A 16606-nucleotide genomic window follows, 5' to 3' on the forward strand; every position below is an offset into this window, starting at 1 on the left:
GCCCTCTTTCGTATGTTCAATGCATGACAGCATGAATACACGAATCTAATATTCGCAGACTTTCTACAGCGCTCGACCTAGGGTTACGCGGTTGAATCTGATAGCAAACCCGTTCAGGCGGAGGGGATTCCAGATGATACATAAAGAATTCGCCTGTTTTTTCATACCGGCGTGCCAGAGACATCGGAACAATTGCCCATTTTTCAGGACGGTCCATGAATGTTTCGATCAGTGAAGCAGCATCTAAACGGATAGTCGGGTAATCTCTTTCCCCAATCCACCTGTCATACCATGCCCGGAATGATGTGTTCCACTCAAAAAACAGCTGATTTGACGTATCTAACTCGTGATCCATTAAGGTGTTGTTTGCAACCGGCAATTTTCCTTTACTTATAACAATCATTTGTTCAGCAAGGAACTTTTTAACAAGCATATTTGGCATAGGCTGTTCTAAATTAGCAAAAGCAATATCGATCTCACCGCGCTCCAGCAATTGGTATAGTTCCGTTGATTGCTGAGTGCGAATGCGAATCTCGATTTGTTTTGAACATTTGCTTAGTTCCTTGTAAATGGCAGGGAGGACGTAAGTTTGAATACTATCTGCCGCTCCGATCGAAAGTGTCAAATGTTTTGTACGGGTACGGATCTGGTTGGTCTCCTGAACAAGTGCCTCCCATCTTCTGGCCAGCACTAAAAATTCCTGCCCGCTGGAAGTTAACGATAATGTTCGGAGTCCTCTTCCACGGTCGATTAAGTTCATCCCGACTTCCCGTTCCAGTTGTGCTAACCGGTGACTTAGGGTGGACTGGGATATAAATAAGGAGCTGGCGGCATCGGTTAAACTACCGTGTCTTACAATAGAAAGAAAAGCTTCGATTCCTAATGTGTCCATGGCGCAACACGCTCCAAAATATCAACTTTATTAATATTAAATCACGATATATTGTATTTTACAATTATTCATGAAGGCTCTAAGATTCAATTTAAGAATGAATTTTAGCCTGAATGAAGGAAGTGTCCCTTTTCATGAGATTGCTCATTATTTTTCTTTCCGTGACCAACGCTTTTATCATCATCTACGGTCCACAGCCCGTTCTTCCATTATTCATGCAGGAATTTGGCATATCCATTTCAACGGCCAGCTTGTCGATTTCGTTAACGATACTCGGCATTGTGTTTTCATCGCTGTTTTTGGCTGTATTTTCAGATAAGTGGGACCGTAAAAAAGTGATATTGGTCTCAAACCTTCTTCTGATCATTCCCAGTCTGGCTTTGTTTTTTACCCATTCGTTCAGTTGGCTGCTTGTCTTTCGATTTGTACAGGGAACCTTGATCACCGGAGTAACGACGATCCTAATGACCTATGCGGCTGAAGAATTTCCCATTAAGAAAAAAGGGATGGTGCTGGCCACATATGTTAGCGCCACATTGGCAGGAGGACTTCTAGGACGGGTATTATGCGGATTTATTACAGAACACTTCAATTGGGAATGGTTCTTTTTTGTAACAACGGTTATGACAACTGTCGTCAGTCTCTTGATCTATTTCTTTTTATCGGAATCGACTGGGCAGATAAAAAGCGGTAAACAGAACTTCACGGATCATTTCAAAAATCTGCCTTTGCTTTCAACTTTCTTTATTGGATTTTCTCATTTTTTCGCTTTTGTAGGATTCTTCAATTACTTGCCTTTTTACGCCAGTCAAGCGCCTTTTAATTATTCAGTCGCCCAAACCTCGCTTCTCTATCTTACGTATATTTGGGGCATTGTATCTTCGCTAATTACCGGGATGGTCTCTAACCGGTTTGGCCGAAGAGCAACGATTGCCGTCGGACACCTTGTGGGAGCAACAGGGATATTGGTTACGTTGATTCCTTCTCCATATGCGCTTATTTTAGGCGCTTCGATACTGACTTTAGGCCAATTTTGTTCCCAATCTTCAGCCACTGCGTATATAACGGATGTTGTCACTCATTCGAAGGGTGCGGCCACTTCCTTGTACCAGTGTTTCTTTTATTTAGGGGGAAGCTTGGGCGCGTGGATTCCTGGAATCCTGTGGAGACATTTTCATTGGTCCGGCATCGTGGTTACGACGGTAGGTTTTATTTTATTGGCGTTAAGCAGTAATTATTTTCTTGGGGGAAGAAGAAGTCGTGTTGCACAATCAAAACGAGTGACTGCATAAAGCAAGTGGTCTGAACGCAGGCAAGATTGTATCACTCCCGGGAAATCAAAACACCCGCTATCCTCCGTACGCCTGAATGCGGTGTCCGGCTGATATGCGGGTGTCTTCATTTTAAAGCCAAGCCATTCTATTTTTACTTCTGAAATACTTCCAGGCCTGCTTGCGATTTCAGAAGCTCGGCTTTATCCGTTCTCTCCCAAGGGAGATCCAGATCCTTCCGGCCAAAATGACCATAGGCTGCGGTTTGCTTGTAAATTGGCTTACGAAGGTCCAGCATCGCAATAATGCCTGCCGGACGCAGATCGAAGTTGTCGCGGATCAGCTTCACCAGCTTGTCTTCGCCAATGCGGCCTGTCCCGTAGGTATCGACGTGAATCGACACCGGATTTGCCACTCCGATGGCATAAGCCAGCTGAATTTCACATGTATCGGCGAGGCCAGCGGCTACAATATTCTTGGCGACATAACGGGCGGCATAGGCTCCGGAACGGTCCACTTTCGTCGGGTCCTTGCCGGAGAAGGCTCCGCCGCCGTGGCGGGCATAACCGCCGTAGGTATCAACGATGATTTTGCGTCCGGTCAGACCGGCATCCCCTTGAGGTCCGCCGATGACGAACCGCCCGGTCGGGTTAATAAAATATTTCGTGTTTTGATCAAGCAGCTCACGCGGTACCACCTGCAAAATGACATGCTCGTTGATATCCGCTTGGATCTGCTCCAGGGAAATCTCTTCGGCATGCTGGGTGGAAACGACGATGGTATCGATACGTTTCGGTTTGCCGTCCTGATATTCAACCGTTACCTGTGTTTTTCCGTCGGGACGCAGATAGTCCAGCAATCCGTTCTTGCGGACTTCAGACAAACGGCGCGCGATCCGGTGGGATAGAGCGATAGGCAGCGGCATTAGTTCCGGTGTCTCATTGGTGGCGAATCCGAACATCAATCCTTGGTCGCCCGCTCCGATATTCGCGGTTTCTTCCGCCACCGCCGCAGGTTCCCGATGTTCCAGAGCGGCATTTACACCCATGGCGATATCGGCGGATTGCTCATTCAGCGAGACCAGCACTGCGCAGTTATTGGCATTAAAACCATCCTGGGCCCGCTCATAGCCGATCTCCCTGATCGTATTGCGGACAATGGACTGGATGTCCACATACCCGGACCTCGAGCTGATTTCTCCAATGACCAGCACAAGACCGGTAGCCACGGAGACCTCACAGGCAACGCGGGCATGGGGATCATTCTCCAGAAATGCGTCCAGGACAGCGTCGGAAATCTGGTCGCATATTTTATCCGGATGACCCTCCGTTACAGATTCGGATGTAAAGAGATAGTTACCTTTTACAGACATAAGCTTAGCCTCCAACTGAAAGATTGTATACTGCTGCCGAAACTATTTTGCCAGCCGATCCAGATGCGTAATAAGCGGATGCTTCTCGCGTTCTTTATTTTTGCGGGCAGCGTAAGTATCATCCGTAATCTCATCGGGCTCAATGATCCATACTGTAGATAAATCGAACTCCGGATTTCTTTCCAGGGAGAGCTTGTAGTAATGCTCAAACACCGGGCCACAAATCACCGAGTAGGCCGGATAGCCTTTAATCTGATAGCTTTCTTCTCCCTTGGAGAGATGAATAGCGACCTTGCGCTTGAACCAGATGCTGTTCACGAGATTCACACTGTTCCGGGACGTTTCGATCAGCTCAAGATAAATAATCTGTCCTTCGTCGTTTACCGTAATGGTATTATCCGATACGATATGAGGGATGCCTTGATTATCGACGGTTGCCAGAACTTTGGCCGCCTCGGGATCTTGAAGAAGTGCTTGAATTCTATCATTTAAAATAGACATGGGCTCATCGTTCCTCCTTATTCTAAATTTCCTCTGTCCAGATCCGAGTCCGGATGGTTGCCGCATTTTCTGTAGTTGTCCATATCGACATTCAAAAGGTATTTCTTTCTTAAGTCGCTTAAGCCCTTGGCCAACCGCACATAGTATTCAAGTGAAGGGTTCTGTTGGTTATGGAAGGCCGAACCATGCATGGGCACCCACACACAGTGGACGATGCTAACCCCCTGGCTCGCAAAATCCTCCGCCTCTTCCAGCACAGCTTTCAAGGCGTCATCCTCATTGGTAAATCCATGGGGCTGCGCCATTTCGCATCCGCCGACGATACCGCTGCTGACATTTCCGGCGCCAAAAATATCGACGGCCCGGATGATTCTCCGCTTCCACTCGGCATACCCGACTTCCTCATGCTTGCCTTTGCAAATCCAGGCGAACAACGCCTCGTTCGGGATTTCAATATCCGAAGTGTAGGTCATCAGTCCGGTGTTCTCATAAAGTTTAGCCAGCTGTTTCTCGCTGAAAGCCGAGGCAACTATTGTGCTGGGGAATTTCTTGTCTTTGAAATTGTCTCCGGCGGCCTGCAGCATTTCAATGTACATATCCACTTCGTCATCGAATATTTCCGCGCCGCTGAGAATGGAGCCGGAGCTCATTTTGAGATTGGTAAAAGCGCCTGGCTGCTTCAGAGCCTCTTTCACCGTCTCGTATACATCCTGCGCTGTTAGCTGCTTCGACATATTGCATTCTTTCTCGCTTTGCGCGGAGTTGGCGTTGATATTGCAAAATTTGCAGCCGTTCCCTTTGTTCCAGAAGTGGCAGTGGCTGTTGGGATCAATGTCGAGCCTTTGCGGCCGGGAAGAGGCCACCTGCCACATCGGAGTACCGGAGCTGGTGAACTTGTCATAATAATCCGGTTTGTACCAATAGTGTACCTCTTCCACGATTTCGCCCTGGTCGGTCAGAACCAGCTTGCCGTCGATCTGATCTACCACGTAAGGATTCTTGGCCGTCTTGGAAGGCATGCCGATAATCGACGTTCCGTCCCTGAGCAGGAGCGAGACCGGAACGGCGGCGTTCTCACCTCCGTTGGAGCCGATCAGCACTCTTTGCTGATACTGATGCTTGCTTTTGTCCAGCGCTCCCAGCGCCCGGTCCGTATAGATAAAGGACCTGCGGGTAACATCCGATTTGATAATGACAAAAGGGGATACATCATTGTATTTATCCATAACTTCCCGTAATGTTAATTCTCTTGTCTGTCCAGAAGCGTGAGTCGTAACTGCACACATCCGCATTCACCCCAGCTTTCATTTTTTTAGAAAAATGTCTTCCAAATTCACGCGGCATCAGCCCTGTTAAATTAAAGGCTAATGCCTCTGACTCCACTGTTTTCGAAACAACGGGAGTACCTTTTGTCCAAAATTCTCTGCTTCCTCCAAATGGGGGTAACCGGAAAGAATAAAGGTGCTTACACCGATTTCCGCATAGCGGATTAGCACATCCGCAACCTGCTCCGCTGTACCGACAATCAGCATCGCCCCTCCCGAGCGAACGAGGGATAAGCCGCTCCACAGATTAGGCCCTAAGACGAAGTCATTCGCTGCGGACTGTTCCCTGAGCTCGTTCTGTCTGCTCTGGTTGGCAGCGTCCGTCTTTGCAAAAGATTGCTGCGCTTGCTGCAGCGTGTCTGATGAGACGCGGCTGATCAAGCTCCACGCAGCCGTCCAGGCTTCTTCCTCGGTGTCGCGTATAAGCACCTGCGCCCTTAATCCGTACCTCGGTTTGCGGTCAATTCCTGTAGTCCTGAGGACCTCCTTTCGAACATCCTCCATCTCGGCAATCTGCTCGGCAATCCATTCATGCGGCTCGCCCCACATCAGATAGGTGTCCGCATGCTGGACCGCAGCTTGCTTGGCGATCAGCGAGCTTCCTCCCAGATAAAGCGGGGGATGCGGAGACTGTACCGCAATCGGTGTGTGAACCGGGCCGCGAAACTGAAAATACTTGCCTTCAAAAGAATCTGCGGCTGCTGCAGAGCCATGTTCAGCTTGGCCTGAGAATTCAGATAACGCTGATCCGGCCGATCCGGTCCAGGCAAGCTTCATCACCTGCATGTACTCCATCGCCCGATCGTACCGGTCATCATGGGCATGGGCGAGTGGATCGCCGAGCTGCTCCAGATCCTGAACCGAACTCCCGGTCACGACATTGATCATGGCCCGCCCCCCTGACAATTGATCAAGAGAAGCGGCCATGCGGGCTGCGAGCACCGGGGCAATCAATCCGGGTCTGATCGCTACGAGGGCGTTAAGCCGTGTCGTGTGGCTCATCACCGCTGATCCGACTACCCATGAATCCAGGCATGATCCGCCTGTCGGAATCAGAACGAACTCAAAGCCGGAGCGTTCCGCCATCTGCGCCACCTCAATTAAATAATTAAGCGAGGGTTCTCTCTCCGGATCAGTCCCCACATAGCGGCCGTCGCCGGATGTCGGTAAAAACCAGCCAAATCGAATCTCTTCTGTATGCAAGCCCATGTTAGCCTCCTTATGTCGTATCTTGATGACACCATTGCTGATTTATTTCTCCGGTGAACCGGTCGAATTCCTATAAAACTTATAGGATTAAATTTATATTCTGATTGTAACAAGCGTTTCAGTTATCGGGAATGTCAATTCGCGTCAACTTTCATTTGTAAATTTACGTCTTTTCTATTAATGAGAAATAGATGGTAAAAAGAGAGGAGTAGAGAGGAAAGAGTGGATAATAACTTGAATAAAGTTGTGTTTTATTAATAGGGAAAGTGGTTCTATATTTAAAATGAACTTGGCAAAAAGAGGTCTGTAAATCGATGGATACTGAATCAAAAGCAAGATTTAGCGGAATAAAAAAGGGGGATCCAAAAGCCATCGAATTGAAATGGCTTAGGGCCCCCTGTTTGTTTTTTCGAGCAGGATGTACCGAACCCCTCAGCCTTTAACGGAGCCTTGTGTAAGTCCGGAAATGATCTGGTTTTGAAACAGGCTGTACATCGCAACGCTTGGAATAATGCTGATGACAATCGCCGCGAACATCGAGGTGAAATCGGTTGTAAACTGGCTGGCGAAAAAACGAATGCCCATTTGCAGAGTCCGCACCTGTTCGGAGGAAGTCAGCAGCATCGCATACAGGAACTCGTTCCAGCTGCTTAAGAATTGAAACGTGGCCGCGGTTACGATGCCTGTACGGGAAATCGGCACAATCACCCTGAAGAACTTTTGGTAGAAATCGCACCCGTCCAGCAGCGCGGCTTCTTCGAGCTCCGCAGGAATCGAATCCATAAAGCCTTTGATAATAAAGACGGACAGCGGAAGCGAGATTGCCGTATACGTTAAAATCAGCGCCAGCTTTGTGTCATAGAGGCCGAGTGTCCGAATTAAAGTAAAATACGGAACCATGAGAGCGCTAACCGGCACTAGTATCCCCGTGATCAGGGTTGAAAATATAACCGGTCCGAACCTGAACTTATATCTGGAGAGCACATAGGCGGCCATGGATGCAACCAGCGCGTTCAAAGCAGTTGCCGAAAAGCTGATAATAACGGAATTTGAAAATAACAGAGCCAAATGCGCCGACTTGAACGCATTCACATAATTGCCGAACTGCGGCGGGGCGGGAAACCGGAAAGGATCGCCAAGCAGTTCGACATTCGTTTTGAGCGAAGCCATTACAAGCCAGAGCATGGGGAAGAGTGTGTACACAAGAAACAAGGACAAAATGGCCCGGGATAGTAACTTTTCAAGCAGCGCATTTATTTTCATAAGACTTCTCCTGAATTACATGTCATATTTGGCGGCGTTAAATAATCTGCGTACCGTTAGAATGACCAGGCCGCCGAGAACAATCAGCACCGTGCCCAAAGCATTGGCCGTCCCATAGTGGAAGTTCTGTAGTTCTTTATATAAATAAAGTACAAGGACCGAGGTGCTGTTGGCCGGACCGCCGTTTGTCAGCAGCAGAACCTGTTCGAATTGCCGAAGCCCGTTAACCATCGCAAGCGTTACGCAGGTAGCTATGGTTCCTCTAATCAGTGGCAATGTGATATGCCAATCCTGCTGCGTGCGTGTCGCTCCGTCAATGCTTGCAGCTTCGTAGTAGGACTGCGAAACCGAGGAGATGTCCGCCAAAATAATGACCATGAAATAGCCGATATACAGCAGTCCGTACACGAGTACGGAAGGGAACGCGCTGCCCAGCCCGCCGAGCCAGTTATGTTCCCATTCGGACAATCCTATCAAACGGAGGAAGCCGTTAAGCAATCCCCGTTCATTGTTATAGATGGCTCCCCACAACATCGTGATTGCGATACCCGAGATGACATGGGGGAAAAAGTAAATCGTACGCAGCAGCTTCCAGCCCTTCGGCTTTCGGGCCAGCAGCAGGGCGACTACGATGGCAAGCGGTACCTGAATCAACGCCTCCGCGAAGGCCCAGATCAAATTATTGCGAATGGAAATCCGAAATACTTCATCATGAAACAAGGCGCTGTAATTTCGGAGGCCGGCAAACCCGGGACTGCTCATACCATCCCAATTCAATAGGCTGACAACGACGACATATCCGACGGGATATAGAAAAAAGGCGGCAAAGAGCAGTAAGGCCGGCAGTAGAAAAAGTATAGCGCCTGTACGGAAATGGGTTGTTCGCTGCAAGTTCTGCCCTCCTTTACTCCAGTTTCCAGCGAGCCGGATTTATTTGGATTCGGCTTGTTTAAGCTGCTCTACGAATTGTTCCGGCGTATATTTTCCAAGCACCAGACCGCTCAACGCTTGCGGGAATTCCGCGCCGACGGCGGGGCTCACGCTTGCCCGGAAATGAGGGATGATGTATGGCGCGGCTTCCATTCCTTTTTTCATCTCGGTTTGCAGGCGTTCCACTTTATCATCCTTTGTAACCTCGTATTTAATGACGAACAATGATCCGGAATCGAGCGATATTTTCTTCACATTGTCCGGAGAGGTCAAATATTTAAGGAATTTCACAATGGCTTCTTCTTTCTTTTTATCCTTTTGTTTACCTACTGCCAGACTTGCCTGCGTAAAGCCGACATACTGCCCGGGTTGTCCTTTGCCTCCTTCGTAAACGGGGGCAGGCGCAACCTCGACGGAATCGTACAATTGATCAATGCCTTCCTTTTTGATTCGACCGATAAACCAGGGCCCGTTGAGCAGCACGGCGGTTTGCTGATTTAAAAAGTGACCGCCTGCATTGTCCAATCCGACCGCATCTCCCGTAGTGTAATCAAAGAGCTTTTTCAATACCTCGGCGGCTTGTACAAAGGCGGGGTCGTCCAATCCGTGTTTGTACACATCCGGCCCTCCAATCGCGGACACGAGCTGGGAGTACCACAGCATGGAAACCCAACCATCGCCTCCGGTCATTTGCGTGGCGGGAGCGATGCCTGCGGCTTTCAATTTATCAAAAGCGGCGAACAGCTCGGTGTATGTTTTGGGGAATCCGGTGATGCCCGCTTGTTTGAACAGCTTGGTATTGTATAATACCGGGGTTACGCCGAACTCGAACGGAATCGAGTACACTTTGCCGTCGTATGTGGCATTGTCAAAGGCATGATCCAGGAACGTGCTTTTCCACTGCTCGTCCAGATAAGGAGTAAGATCGGCTAAATTTCCCGATTTGTAATAGAACTCCCCGTCCGCAGGATTATCGAAGGAAAAAATATCCGGTGTTGTCCCCGTCGTAATATTGGTGCGGATCTTATCCTTGTAAGCGGCGTAATCGGGAATCTCTTCAACGACGACTTTGATTTTGCCTTGATTCTGTTCGTTGAAATCTTTGACAATTTGAGCGAACGTGGCGGCTTTGGAATCTTTCGCTACCCATATGCTGGGGAATTTGATTTCGATTTCGGATGCTTCGCCGCTTTTCGCGTTTTCTCCGCACGCGCTTAGCAGTATGGAAAAGACGAGCAAGATCGCAGGCAGCGTAAGCAGGAGAGTTCTCTTTTTCATCGTATGTACACTCCTTAAATGGTTATTAGTTAGCAAACAGTATGATATTATTAGCTCTCTAGTGGTCTAGTCAATGTCCAATAAATTAACTTGGTTTACTATGCTTTATATATTATCAAGCCGAATCTTCACAAGTAAATGTCATTTTAAGTTGTTCGTGCATGTCATTTTAAGTCATGGTGAATGATTGCTGCAGAATAAAAGAGTGAATGAAAGGCATTGTGAACCTTGTAGAAATTATATATTATTTATAAAAATGAGATCGCATTATAAAAAGAGGTATGTTAAATGAAAGACAAGATGATAGAGGATAATCATGAGTTTTTGGAGTTATGCCTCTTTACCCCTTCCGTATACGAAAAGTCCGGAGCCGCTTGGCCGATTCGCCTTGGACATAATATTGCCAAACCGAATTATCACATTGGCCCCCGGACGACCCCTTATTATTATTTAATTTTTGTGCTGGAAGGGCAAGGGACGTTTAATCAAAACAAACAAACCTTTGAGCTCCGTAAAAATGATATTTTTTGTCTGTTTCCACAGGTCATTCATGAATATTACACACGTGCGGATGATCCGCTCCGCAAAGTATTTCTTGCTTTTGACGGGAGACAGGCTTTGAGTCTGCTTGAGAAGATTGGACTGACTATGCACAGCCCGCATGCAGCGGGTGTATTGACACCCGAAGCGATTCAACTGATGTGGGATTTCTTCAGATTGGTGAATTCAGATAACGACACGGACCTGGGACGGCTAATCTTATTCCACCGTATCTTCGATCATCTCTCTGCTGCGATTGACGGTTCTGCCCGTAATGATCGGCGGGATGTCTCGTGGCTGCAAAAAGGGCATGAATATATGGAGATTCACTATGCGGAGGGCATCACAGTCGAAAGAGTATCAGAGTATGTCGGCATAGACCGCACTCACTTTACCAAACAGTACCGCAAGGCTTACGGAATCACTCCCATTCAGTTTATCCAGGAGTTGAAAATGAAGGAAGCCCGGTCATTGCTGGAGCAGACCTCCTATACCTTGTCCGAAATTGCTCACTCTGTCGGCTACCCTGATATCTTCTCCTTCTCGAAAGCATTCAAGAAGCGTCTTGGTGTCGCACCCACTCAGTATCGGGATACGAAAATCAAAAGCGGGCAGCAGAAATGAGTCAGGTATGGTGTGAGTAACTATGAAGAAGAACACGGAAGCACAAAAAAAGGTTGGGTCAGAATCATCTTCTGCCCAACCTTTCTCTATGTAAACAAACTACTGTTTTATTGTCAGTTTCAATTGACATCGATGGAAATAGTGATAAAATATAGCGTGAAACAAAATTAATATAGATTATAACATAAAACAAAGAAAAAGTCAACTATTTTCTATATTTTTTTCTTAGAAAAATTAATGAGGGAGGATACCGGCATGTATTTACCCCGCCTTTTCAACTCCTTGAACGTATCTATGCAGGAACAATGTATAACCGAATTACTGGAATTGAACGAGAAGACGAAGGAATATGGCCTGATCCTGACCCCGCAGGACGTTGAACTGATGATGGCGGCGAGAAACCAGGTCCTGTACAGCTACGGGCGGGTGGAATTGAGTATTGAAGTGACCAAGGCGCTCATCGAGGTATTCTCGGCGTCCTCGTTTATCAACCAGGAGAACTATGCGGATACGCTGAATGAACTGCATGAGATTTTTTATTATCTGAAAAATGAAACAGAAGACAAAATCAGCGACATGAAGCTCCTCCACAGGATGAAGGAAGTGTTCGAAGAGGATTGCGAGGGCTCATTGGACTTGTTAAAAAGCAGACTCGAAGAGTATGCCGAAGAGTTCCGGAGAGATTTGCAGAAGAACGATTCTTTATTTGAAGGAGAAGATGAATATTGGGACCTGAACATATAAATAACGGGAGCGAGTTGACCGTTCAGGGCGGCATTCGCAAATCTCGGCTGCAGCGCAATCAATATACGATCTCCTTAATGAACGAAGGCTTGCGGGCGGGGCTGCTGACGGGCCAGGAAATGACGCGCATTCAGAATGCGTTCATGCAGTTCTTGCAGGAGATGATCAAGAAATACACCCGGGGCGAAAGCACTTCGGTGACCACGGAAACCGCCGAAAGCCTCCTGACTTCGATCATGTATGCGGCCGATGCGTATCTGTTCAGCTTTGAGGAGCCGGAGAAGGCGATTACGTATCTCAAAACGGTTGACTTACGCCAAATCTATGAACGAGGCGTGGAAAAGGTCACTCAATGCTTGGAAGAGACCAAGGAGCTATATAAGGAAATCATGGTTAACAAGCTGGAGGTTCCGGTCGACGCCTATAACATGACCATCGATGAGTCCCTGCCTGTCTTTCTAAGGAAATACGGCATCATCTTTGATGCCCACAATACGATGGCGAGTATCGATTACCCGCTGGCTTCCGATGACATGCGGCTTCAGGGCGTTTTTTATATCAAGCAGTATCTGGAACGGTTGAAGCTGGAGACCGAATTTTGCGCGATGTTCGATCAGCGGGAGCTGCTGGATTTGCTGGTGCACTACGGAAGGGAATGCAGATTTAACTACCGGATTGAGTTGTTCAATATATATGAGATTGTGCTGAATAATGCGATTTTCTCGGTTTTATCAGGGGGAGATGCCGATGAAATCCGAATTTCCGAGAGTCAATACGAACGGTTAGAACGACAATTCATGAGCCTTACTGAACCGCAAATCAGGTCCGTCATCTACGGTGGGATGGGAAGGCTTCAGCAAGAATTGCCGATTCATCCGCAATTGAAGGAGTATATGGACGGGTGCAGAGAGGACCTCGTTCAGCGGGTGGCGAATGCCGCAAAGCACAGCAGCTTACGGGCTGTTATTATTACAGAGCGGGAGGCGGAAGTGAAGTCCATCGTCATTGTCTTGGGCGAAGACGACAGAATGAGCGATGTAGAGTTAAGAAGACGGCTGGATGAGATTATGGCCTGCGAGCGGAAGGAGGACAAAGTGAGGCTGATCTTATCGAGCTTTCATTCCTTCCACGACTTCCTCGATATGCTTGAATCCGACTGCTTGTATGGGGATGAGTATGATGCGCTTTTCCATGCTTTTGGCGATATGGAGCTGGCAATTTTGGCGAAAATCGTATTCTATGAAGAGCTGCGAAGCGAGTCTTTGGATCTGCCGTCCATGCTGTTACTTAAGAATGAGTATACGATGGATTGGCAAATGCAATTTGTCCAGTGCCTGCAGGGGATGAGCCGGGAGCGGCTGCAAGCCGTCGAGAAGTATATGGGCGAGATGGACTATGAACAAATGAGATTCTACTGAACAGTAATTATCTTTTATTTCATAAAAGTGACTTTATCGAAAAAGAAATTTTAAACTTTTATGCAAGATCACAGACAAACAGACCTGATGCGGGAACTCTCTATCAGGTCTGTTTATCTTGTTAAAGGAAGTGCGAAAATATCTGGATTAAGCTCCGCAATGAGGCTGTCCCGGAAATGATCGGCAGCCGAGCTACGTTAACGGGCACATACTCGCATCCAATAAAATTAGAATCATGCCAGGGCTTACTCCTCAAATTTCATCGGATCAGATGGCATACCCCAGCACCCAACAGAGATGCGGCAGCATTAAAGCATATTTTCCAGCGCCATTTTGTCCGAGCCGCGCAAACAATTCCCTTTTTTTATCGAGAGATTAAGAGAGTTTACAGCCGTTTGGTTACGAAATTCTTTAGGTGTTTTTTGAAGGGTAATTCGTATATGTTATAATGACCTGGTTAGGTTTTTTGGGTAACTTTCCCATACAACTCACAGAAAGGATGAGGACAAAGTGGAATTTGTACAGGTATCCGATACCGGGCTTCAAGCCTCTCGAATTGGTTTGGGCACTTGGGCAATCGGCGGCTGGATGTGGGGCGGAAGCGATGATGCCGAGTCCGTTCGCACCATTCATGCTGCATTGGATCGCGGAATTAATGTGATCGATACGGCGCCCGTATACGGTTTTGGCCATTCTGAGGAAGTTGTTGGACAAGCGATTCAATCCTATGGGAAACGGGATCGCATCCTGATCGCGACCAAGGCGGCGCTGGAGTGGGCAGATGGCAGCGTCCACCGCAACGCGACGAAACAGCGCATCATGAAAGAAATCGATGACTCTCTTCAGCGTTTGAAGACCGATTATATTGACATTTATCAAATTCATTGGCCGGACCCGTTAGTTCCTATAGAAGAAACAGCGGAAACGATGCGGCAATTATTGGAGCAGGGGAAAATCCGCGCTATTGGCGTTAGTAATTTCACAACCGCTCTGATGGAAGAATTCCGAAAGATTGCACCGCTGCATACGGACCAGCCTCCCTATAATTTGTTTGAGCGTGAAATTGAAAAGGACGTTTTGCCTTATTGCGCGGAACATCAAATCACTACGCTGCTTTATGGAAGCTTGTGCCGCGGCTTATTAAGCGGACGCATGCAAGCACATGCAGAGTTTACAGGCGACGATTTACGCAAGGTGGATCCGAAGTTTCAAGCCCCGCGTTTCGGGCAATATCTAGATGCCGTGCAGAAACTCGATCAATTTGCTCAGCAAAATTACGGAAAACGTGTGATTCATCTGGCTGTCCGGTGGATTCTGGCTCAACCCGGCGCCAGCATCGCGCTTTGGGGAGCGCGGAAGCCTGAGCAATTGACCCCGGTGGATGAAGTAATGGGCTGGTCACTGGATCAAAGTGCTTTAGAAGAAATCGATCGTATTATTGAAGAAACCGTGAAGGAACCGGTCGGCCCGGAATTTATGGCACCTCCAAGCCGGTCTTTGTAAGGAAAAAGACAATCTTCCTTCCTCAGGGGGATTGTCTTTTCGTAATGAGATTTTGTTCATTAGGAGCAATCCATATGATGAGACTGAAGGGCATCCTGGTATCCGGTCAATTCCATCTCAGATAACGGTGAAGCGTTGTCTGGAGCATTGTGCCGCCCTGACGGAGCTGCCTGGTTGATAAAGGGAGGAAGCTGAGCCTGTTTTACACCTATACGCTGAAGCAGTCTGGCAAATCCTTCCGCATCTTCCGGTCGGTCGTTCAATCCGGGAATAAGGGTAAGCCGAACCTCAACCTCGCTTGGACTTAGGAGAGAGTTCCGCAAATTTTCAATAATTAAATCATTGTAAACCCCGGTTATTTTTCTGTGCGCTTCACGTTCATAGTGTTTTAAGTAGAATATAAGATGACCGATTAAGGGAACTACCTTGGCAAATTGAGTCTCTGTTACATATCCGGTAGTTTCAACGGCGGTATGCACTCCCCGTTCCTTCAAGCGTGACAGCAGTTCATAGACAAAGGAATGCTGCATCATGGCCTCTCCGCCAGTCAACATGACCCCATTTGCTGTCTTTCCGTAGGAATCAGGATTGTCGAGGCACAACTCCATTACCTCCTGAACGGAATAAATCCGTCCGTCCTCGAAATGTCTGGTTCTAACCGGGTCCCACAGCAACCTGACTCCAGGATTGCGAAGCTCCGGATTGGGGCACCAAGTGCAGTAGAGAGGGCAGCCCTTTAGGTGGACGACCGTTTGGGTACCGGAACCGTCCTGGGTGCTGTGTTTCTGTATGTCACGAATGCAAGCGCTTGCGTTACTCGTTATCACAAGACTCCTCCTTATAATGATCCCCGGACAACCTGAACTATCAAATAAACGAAATGAATCACATTCGTCATTCTAGATATATTCACCAGGTTGTGAAATATAATACCAACGTCTTTTGGGTTTTATATTTTTTGTTATTCATTATATTGTGAATTATGGATATATCAAATAGGTGTATTTGGGGGGATTGAGGAGATAAGATGACAAAAACTAAAGCAGTAATTCTTCTTATCATTATCTTGTGTATAGTCGGCGGGTATTCCTGTATCAGCTTAATAGATGGGTGGCGCTTTACTGCGATTGCCGCCGCGAATGCACAATCATCTGTAGGAATGGATGCAGTCGTCTTTGATCAATTAGACTTACCATGGGGAAAAGTGTTTTTACTAGATACTCCTAACGGGGAACGAACGGCGGTTGTTCGTAAGAAGGGACCTTTGTGGTTTTGTAATTTGGTAACTACATTCAATCCTGCGAATGCTTCCGATCCAGTAAGGACTGTCGGTTGGCTTAATTATCAGTACTCAGGCGGGACCTCTCCAGAATCAATAGCACTTATTGATGTAATTACAAGTGACCCGCAAGTTGCATGGATCGAAGTCGGTGAAGGAACGGATCGTGTTAAAAAGCAAATAGAACCTAACAAACCGTTATTAGTATGGTGGCCTAAAGCATTTATCGGGTCTTCATTAAAACCCATAGCATTATCATCTGAGGACAAACCGTTGTATGAATACCGCTTTGCTCAGGAGAATGTAACGGATACAACGACATTAAAATGGTATCCAATTAAGAATAATTGATCAATATCCGAGTGTGAAGGGGACGCAGACGCTATGCTTGTCAAATTTCGGAGTCCAGGATCAGGCGCTGCTTAACATTTTGGCGGGGCAAGTGAGCCGTTGGGGA

Annotated in this window: 15 protein-coding genes; 6 read left to right on the forward strand and 9 right to left on the reverse strand. The window is 47.4% G+C overall.

Features of this window, described 5'->3' with window-relative positions; genetic code table 11:
* Positions 1 to 16: 16 nt before the first annotated feature.
* A complete protein-coding gene (locus KP014_RS14570; RefSeq protein ID WP_036588905.1) occupies positions 17 to 892 on the reverse strand; it encodes a LysR family transcriptional regulator in 876 nt (291 codons plus the stop codon).
* A gap of 134 nt (positions 893 to 1026) precedes the next feature.
* Between KP014_RS14570 and KP014_RS14575 the strand changes: the two genes are divergently transcribed.
* Positions 1027 to 2184: an MFS transporter gene (locus KP014_RS14575; protein WP_036588908.1), complete on the forward strand. Its 1158-nt coding sequence runs from the start codon at positions 1027 to 1029 to the stop codon at positions 2182 to 2184.
* A gap of 133 nt (positions 2185 to 2317) precedes the next feature.
* Here the strand turns inward: KP014_RS14575 and metK are convergent, their stop codons facing one another.
* The 7 genes from metK to KP014_RS14610 form a co-directional block, all read right to left on the reverse strand.
* Positions 2318 to 3535, reverse strand: coding sequence for a methionine adenosyltransferase (metK, locus tag KP014_RS14580; RefSeq protein WP_036588911.1), 1218 nt, complete (start codon positions 3533 to 3535; stop codon positions 2318 to 2320).
* Positions 3536 to 3577: 42 nt separating this feature from the next.
* Positions 3578 to 4036, reverse strand: a complete 459-nt coding sequence (locus KP014_RS14585) for a hypothetical protein (RefSeq protein ID WP_036588914.1) — start codon at positions 4034 to 4036, stop codon at positions 3578 to 3580.
* A gap of 17 nt (positions 4037 to 4053) precedes the next feature.
* Entirely contained in the window at positions 4054 to 5262 is a 1209-nt protein-coding gene (locus KP014_RS14590) for a radical SAM protein (RefSeq protein ID WP_216700362.1), read from the reverse strand.
* Between the two features lie 138 nt (positions 5263 to 5400).
* Positions 5401 to 6570 (reverse strand): LLM class flavin-dependent oxidoreductase, encoded by a 1170-nt coding sequence (locus KP014_RS14595; RefSeq protein ID WP_036588919.1) that lies wholly within the window; start codon positions 6568 to 6570, stop codon positions 5401 to 5403.
* A gap of 432 nt (positions 6571 to 7002) precedes the next feature.
* A complete protein-coding gene (locus KP014_RS14600; RefSeq protein WP_036588922.1) occupies positions 7003 to 7833 on the reverse strand; it encodes a carbohydrate ABC transporter permease in 831 nt (276 codons plus the stop codon).
* Positions 7834 to 7848: 15 nt separating this feature from the next.
* Positions 7849 to 8724 (reverse strand): carbohydrate ABC transporter permease, encoded by an 876-nt coding sequence (locus tag KP014_RS14605; RefSeq protein WP_051499367.1) that lies wholly within the window; start codon positions 8722 to 8724, stop codon positions 7849 to 7851.
* Positions 8725 to 8763: 39 nt separating this feature from the next.
* Positions 8764 to 10041 carry an ABC transporter substrate-binding protein gene (locus tag KP014_RS14610; RefSeq protein WP_036588925.1) on the reverse strand — a complete coding sequence of 426 codons (1278 nt, stop codon included), beginning with the start codon at positions 10039 to 10041 and terminating at the stop codon, positions 8764 to 8766.
* Positions 10042 to 10329: 288 nt separating this feature from the next.
* Here KP014_RS14610 and KP014_RS14615 point away from each other — a divergent pair, with 288 nt between their 5' ends.
* From KP014_RS14615 to KP014_RS14630, 4 genes are all read left to right on the forward strand, one after another.
* Positions 10330 to 11205: a helix-turn-helix transcriptional regulator gene (locus tag KP014_RS14615; protein WP_036588927.1), complete on the forward strand. Its 876-nt coding sequence runs from the start codon at positions 10330 to 10332 to the stop codon at positions 11203 to 11205.
* A 255-nt stretch (positions 11206 to 11460) separates the two neighbouring features.
* Positions 11461 to 11949: a DUF6323 family protein gene (locus KP014_RS14620; protein WP_036588930.1), complete on the forward strand. Its 489-nt coding sequence runs from the start codon at positions 11461 to 11463 to the stop codon at positions 11947 to 11949.
* Positions 11931 to 13367: a DUF6179 domain-containing protein gene (locus tag KP014_RS14625; RefSeq protein WP_051499369.1), complete on the forward strand. Its 1437-nt coding sequence runs from the start codon at positions 11931 to 11933 to the stop codon at positions 13365 to 13367. The genes KP014_RS14620 and KP014_RS14625 overlap by 19 nt, the downstream gene beginning before the upstream one ends.
* 510 nt (positions 13368 to 13877) lie before the next feature.
* Positions 13878 to 14870 (forward strand): aldo/keto reductase, encoded by a 993-nt coding sequence (locus tag KP014_RS14630; protein ID WP_036588932.1) that lies wholly within the window; start codon positions 13878 to 13880, stop codon positions 14868 to 14870.
* 59 nt (positions 14871 to 14929) lie between these two features.
* Here the strand turns inward: KP014_RS14630 and KP014_RS14635 are convergent, their stop codons facing one another.
* A complete protein-coding gene (locus tag KP014_RS14635) occupies positions 14930 to 15697 on the reverse strand; it encodes a radical SAM protein (RefSeq protein WP_051499371.1) in 768 nt (255 codons plus the stop codon).
* Between the two features lie 200 nt (positions 15698 to 15897).
* Here KP014_RS14635 and KP014_RS14640 point away from each other — a divergent pair, with 200 nt between their 5' ends.
* Positions 15898 to 16500, forward strand: a complete 603-nt coding sequence (locus tag KP014_RS14640; RefSeq protein ID WP_036588934.1) for a hypothetical protein — start codon at positions 15898 to 15900, stop codon at positions 16498 to 16500.
* Positions 16501 to 16606: the final 106 nt, after the last annotated feature.

The sequence above is a fragment of the Paenibacillus sophorae genome (assembly GCF_018966525.1).
Taxonomy (GTDB): Bacteria; Bacillota; Bacilli; order Paenibacillales; family Paenibacillaceae; genus Paenibacillus_AQ; species Paenibacillus_AQ sophorae.

Bases quoted from the DNA above. Each gene is read 5' to 3' on its own strand.
- KP014_RS14570 (WP_036588905.1), bottom strand. From the start codon at position 892: ATGGACACATTAGGAATCGAAGCTTTTCTTTCTATTGTAAGACACGGT.
- KP014_RS14575 (WP_036588908.1), top strand. From the start codon at position 1,027: ATGAGATTGCTCATTATTTTTCTTTCCGTGACCAACGCTTTTATCATC.
- metK (WP_036588911.1), bottom strand. From the start codon at position 3,535: ATGTCTGTAAAAGGTAACTATCTCTTTACATCCGAATCTGTAACGGAG.
- KP014_RS14585 (WP_036588914.1), bottom strand. From the start codon at position 4,036: ATGTCTATTTTAAATGATAGAATTCAAGCACTTCTTCAAGATCCCGAG.
- KP014_RS14590 (WP_216700362.1), bottom strand. From the start codon at position 5,262: ATGGATAAATACAATGATGTATCCCCTTTTGTCATTATCAAATCGGAT.
- KP014_RS14595 (WP_036588919.1), bottom strand. From the start codon at position 6,570: ATGGGCTTGCATACAGAAGAGATTCGATTTGGCTGGTTTTTACCGACA.
- KP014_RS14600 (WP_036588922.1), bottom strand. From the start codon at position 7,833: ATGAAAATAAATGCGCTGCTTGAAAAGTTACTATCCCGGGCCATTTTG.
- KP014_RS14610 (WP_036588925.1), bottom strand. From the start codon at position 10,041: ATGAAAAAGAGAACTCTCCTGCTTACGCTGCCTGCGATCTTGCTCGTC.
- KP014_RS14615 (WP_036588927.1), top strand. From the start codon at position 10,330: ATGAAAGACAAGATGATAGAGGATAATCATGAGTTTTTGGAGTTATGC.
- KP014_RS14620 (WP_036588930.1), top strand. From the start codon at position 11,461: ATGTATTTACCCCGCCTTTTCAACTCCTTGAACGTATCTATGCAGGAA.
- KP014_RS14640 (WP_036588934.1), top strand. From the start codon at position 15,898: ATGACAAAAACTAAAGCAGTAATTCTTCTTATCATTATCTTGTGTATA.